Below are 3,981 nucleotides of genomic sequence, written 5' to 3'. Positions count from 1 at the left end.
AGATACCGAAAAAAAATTGATGGCAACGGGCGGTAGTGCGTTGTTTTTAGCCTCAACGATGATAACGCATTTTGAAGGATTAAAATTTAAACCTTACTCGATGGGGTGTGTACTCTCTGTTTGTTATGGTCATACAGGCAAGGATATTGTGCGTAACCGGATGTACACGCAAGAAGACTGCGATAAGTGGCTTAATGACGATTTAAAAGCCGTTAAACGTTATGTTGACCCGTTGATTAAGGTCAATATCAACACGCTAACACAGGCAGCCCTTTACTCATTTGCTTATAACGTGGGCGTGGGTAATTTTGCCAAATCGACCTTGCTCAAAAAGCTCAACAACAATGACCGAAAAGGGGCATGTGATGAGATGAAGCGGTGGGTTTATGTGAAAGGCGAAGTCTGGAAAGGGCTAATTACCCGTCGGGAAATTGAGAGCGTAATATGTTATGGCGACCTTACTCATTTATCGGAGTGATTATTGCAGGGTTAATTCTCTCACTTATTTTTATCAACTCCCGTTATCAAACCATCAGGCAAAACTACCAAACATTAAAACAGCAATATCGCGCACAAATTGAAGCCGTGAAATTACAGCAGCAAAAGATTGATTCTTTGCACCAACTCGATATTCAACACACGGAGAAATTAAATAATGCCAAAGCTGAAATTGCTAAGCTCAATGATGCTGTTCGTGCTGGCACTAAGCAGTTGCACGTCAATGCCGTGTGTCCAATACCCAAAACCGCTACCACCCAGAGCCGACATAATGAAGCCACCCCACAACTTAGTAAGGCAGCTCGAGAAGATTATTTCCGTCTCAGAGCGATGATAGCTGAGAACGAAAAGCAGACGGAATATCTACAGCAGTACATCAAAACACAGTGTCACTGAATCGGTCATTGGCACGTTCAAATCTTAACAATCTCAGCGCCACGCACGCGCATCAATAAAACACAGAACCTTATAGAAAGTCGAGCCTGAAGAACGCCGTTTAAAATGGTGCTTTTCTGTGGGCGGCTGTTCTGTGCGCGCAGGTTCGATTTTCTATAAGGAAAAGTACGATGAAATTAGTAACAACTAAAAATGACAATTTTTTAGTAACAGAAATGCCAACAATGACCAGTCTGGAAATGGTGGACTATATTAATGCGGAGCGGAAATCAAAAGCGGAAGCAGAGAGATTAACGTTTCCTTGCAAAAAATATCGCAAGTTACAGCACAATAATTTTATGGCAAAAGTACCCAAAGTTCTTGGAGAAACATCTGCTAAATTTTTAGCTGATGATATTTTCACCACTGGAAACGGTGCCCAGTCTATTCGAAAAATTTACCGATTTCCAAAACGTGAAGCCTGTCTAATGGCAATGAGTTACAGCTATGAGTTACAGGCTAAAATCTATGACTACATGACGGAGTTGGAAGAAAATAAAGGATTAGCTTTTACTATTGAGCAATTACAAAATATTGTTGCTACAGCCAGAAAAGAGTCTGATAAAGACTCTTCGGATGCTGGTCGTCGATTACGTAAGCGTCAAGATGATTTACCCATTCTTAAAAAAGCTGAAAAAACAGTAATGGAGTTATCTCAAATCCCCCTTGATTTAATTGGTGGAAGCATGAGGTTAGAAGGATGACTCCTGAGCAATTCATCGAAGCCAATGTTAAGGCCGAGTTAATCAAGCTGGGCTTTTCTACCTCTGTCGCCAGCTTAGCCACCCGTGAAGCCATCCGCTATTATCGCAAACAGCCAGCTAGTAGAAGAGGCAAGATGATAGAAGATTGTCTTAATCAAGCAAAAATTGTGGCCAGGTTAACAACAAAGCGATAATCGCAAATGAGTTCAATTAAACAAGTCAAAACTCGCCATGATAGCGAGGGTTTTCGTGTGCATTACGAAAATCCAGCAGGACGATTTCATAAAAGCTTTAAAACGCGGGAAGCTGCTTGCCATTTTCTTTTTCTGAGCGAATCTGAGCGATTTTTGGCGATGATGGCAAAAGAAAAAGAGCAATGCCGAGATTGGCATCTTCGCAAGTTGATTCAGTTTTATGTGGGGAAAAAGGTCTTTCAGTGTGAAACGGGGCATTTACGGCAAAGTTCGCTCGATACGATTAAACATGCCTTGTTTTCGATTGACGAAACGTTGCAAGCAAAAATGGCGTTGAATATTCGCCCGAGTGAATTTAACGGTTTACCGGAAAATACGCTTAAACATCTGCATTCTGCCTATTTGCTGCTGAAAGCAATGCGAAATGTTGGTGTCAGTCCAATTCCAAAATTGAAAAGAAAAGGGGAAAAGCCTATTTTCATTCCGGCGTTTGAGAATGTGGATAGGATGATTGAAGAAGCGCCCGTCAGAGAAAAGATTGCCTTCATCTTGGCATCGGTGATTGGGCTTCGGATAAGCGAAATATTGGCATTGGATTATAGCGATATTCAAGGGGAATATTTGAATATCTCAAAACATGTAACACGAAACGGTGTTATTGAAGGCTTAAAAGCTGACGTTCAGCGATTGTTACCGATGCCAAAAGGGTTATTGTCGCTATTGGATAAAAACAAGTTTGGGTTACATGAACCATTAATTGTCAGTCAATCAGTGAAAAGACTGTCGTTAAATTACAGTACGACAGGAATTGTTAAGGAATTACTGGAAAAATTCAGGATTGGGAAATTTCATAACTTACGGCATTTTGCAGCGGTACGTCTTATCAAAAAACGGAATGATATTCATGTTATTTCTAAAATGCTGGGTCATAAAAACATTGAGACCACCTCAAATATTTACGGTCGATTTTCAGGGTCAATTTTTGAGTTAAATTTTTAACATTTGCGTTCATTTTTTAATCATTAAGGTAAATGGGGTTAAAACCTTAATTGCTTTACATCAAAGGGATTCAGGTAAAAAATTACAGAATAGCCAAAAACGCATAATTCCGCAGTCATACTTCCGCATTTTGAAAAATTGGAAAACCTAATAATAACAACGCATGAAGAGGGATTTTTTTCGCATACTTCCGCAAAATAAGTCCGCACCCAAAATGGCTAATTTTACGAATGTTGCACAAAGGTTAAAAAGAGGTTGTCATGTCAGGGAAAGCTAAATATAAAAAAGCGTATATTGATCTGACGTGATCAACCTGTCTTTGGTGAAAGGCAAAGTATCAAATCATTTCATTGCAAAATGGCTGCATGTGGATGAAAAAACGATTAGAAATTGGCGAAAGGATTATTACGATATTGATCATGCTTTTCATCATGCGGCCGACATTTTGAAAAAGAGCTAGCAGAAACAGCAAGGCAAAACACCAAAATCCGAAAACGCAAAATTATTAAAACCACGGCAGACGGCGAAACGACAACGATAGAAGAAGTATTGCCTAGTCACAATGATATTGCCGTTTACAAAAAGATGGGGATCAATGAAGTCTTCTTTAACGATGAAAAGCATCAACAAAAAGAATACTTAAGATCGATACTCGAGCGAAAAAAATCAGCCGAAATCACTTCACTAGAGGCCGCGCAATTTTTAGAGATAGAAGGCATTCCTATACCAACTACCTTATTACTGGAAATTAAGCAATTGCAAGGTAGCCTATACCAGAAGATATACTACCGCAAAATGCAATTACTCGAGAAATGACTTTAGAAGAGGCCGCAGAAGCGTACCAAAAACTGATGGGGTAAAGGTTAAAATCGCTTACTATTTATGTATAAATGATATTAAATTTAAATATTTATTAATATCATTGATTATATGAGTTTAACCCCATTTTTTGTATTTTTATGTACAGTTTATGTGCAAAATATTTTTTTGAGTCGCTTTTTTCGGACAAATTCCTATGCCGTTACCTTTTCCTTTTGACTTTAAAAAACCAGATTATTTTAAGGTATTTGAGTGGCGCGATGACGTCTACAACGGTTACGCCAGCAGCCGGAAAGTTTTAAACGATTAACCCGATTTTATAAGGATAATCC

General features: G+C 39.0%; 6 protein-coding genes. All 6 read left to right on the top strand.

All coding sequences use genetic code 11. The features are described from left to right. Nucleotides 1-478, top strand: a 478-nt coding sequence (locus AYJ55_RS22435) for a lysozyme (RefSeq protein ID WP_245677538.1), incomplete at its 5' end; no start/stop codon positions are given. Next, nucleotides 445-894 (top strand): lysis protein, encoded by a 450-nt coding sequence (locus tag AYJ55_RS22430; protein ID WP_063657600.1) that lies wholly within the window; start codon nt 445-447, stop codon nt 892-894. The genes AYJ55_RS22435 and AYJ55_RS22430, both read left to right, overlap by 34 nt. A gap of 170 nt (nt 895-1,064) precedes the next feature. Beyond that, nucleotides 1,065-1,637 (top strand): hypothetical protein, encoded by a 573-nt coding sequence (locus AYJ55_RS22425; protein WP_063657676.1) that lies wholly within the window; start codon nt 1,065-1,067, stop codon nt 1,635-1,637. Beyond that, nucleotides 1,634-1,831, top strand: coding sequence for a hypothetical protein (locus AYJ55_RS22420; RefSeq protein ID WP_063657645.1), 198 nt, complete (start codon nt 1,634-1,636; stop codon nt 1,829-1,831). Before AYJ55_RS22425 ends, AYJ55_RS22420 begins: the two co-directional genes overlap by 4 nt. A gap of 6 nt (nt 1,832-1,837) precedes the next feature. Further along, nucleotides 1,838-2,830, top strand: a complete 993-nt coding sequence (locus tag AYJ55_RS22415; RefSeq protein ID WP_063657707.1) for a tyrosine-type recombinase/integrase — start codon at nt 1,838-1,840, stop codon at nt 2,828-2,830. Nucleotides 2,831-3,379: 549 nt separating this feature from the next. After that, a complete protein-coding gene (locus tag AYJ55_RS22410) occupies nt 3,380-3,646 on the top strand; it encodes a hypothetical protein (protein ID WP_063657984.1) in 267 nt (88 codons plus the stop codon). Nucleotides 3,647-3,981 lie beyond the last annotated feature (335 nt).

The organism is Candidatus Arsenophonus triatominarum (assembly GCF_001640365.1).
In the GTDB taxonomy this organism is placed as follows: Bacteria; Pseudomonadota; Gammaproteobacteria; order Enterobacterales; family Enterobacteriaceae; genus Arsenophonus; species Arsenophonus triatominarum.
The sequence above is the reverse complement of the archived record's forward strand: the minus strand, read 5'-3'. Positions and strand labels throughout refer to the sequence as shown.

Coding starts and splice junctions, on each gene's coding strand:
- AYJ55_RS22430 (WP_063657600.1), top strand. CDS start 445: ATGTTATGGCGACCTTACTCATTTATCGGAGTGATTATTGCAGGGTTA.
- AYJ55_RS22425 (WP_063657676.1), top strand. CDS start 1,065: ATGAAATTAGTAACAACTAAAAATGACAATTTTTTAGTAACAGAAATG.
- AYJ55_RS22420 (WP_063657645.1), top strand. CDS start 1,634: ATGACTCCTGAGCAATTCATCGAAGCCAATGTTAAGGCCGAGTTAATC.
- AYJ55_RS22415 (WP_063657707.1), top strand. CDS start 1,838: ATGAGTTCAATTAAACAAGTCAAAACTCGCCATGATAGCGAGGGTTTT.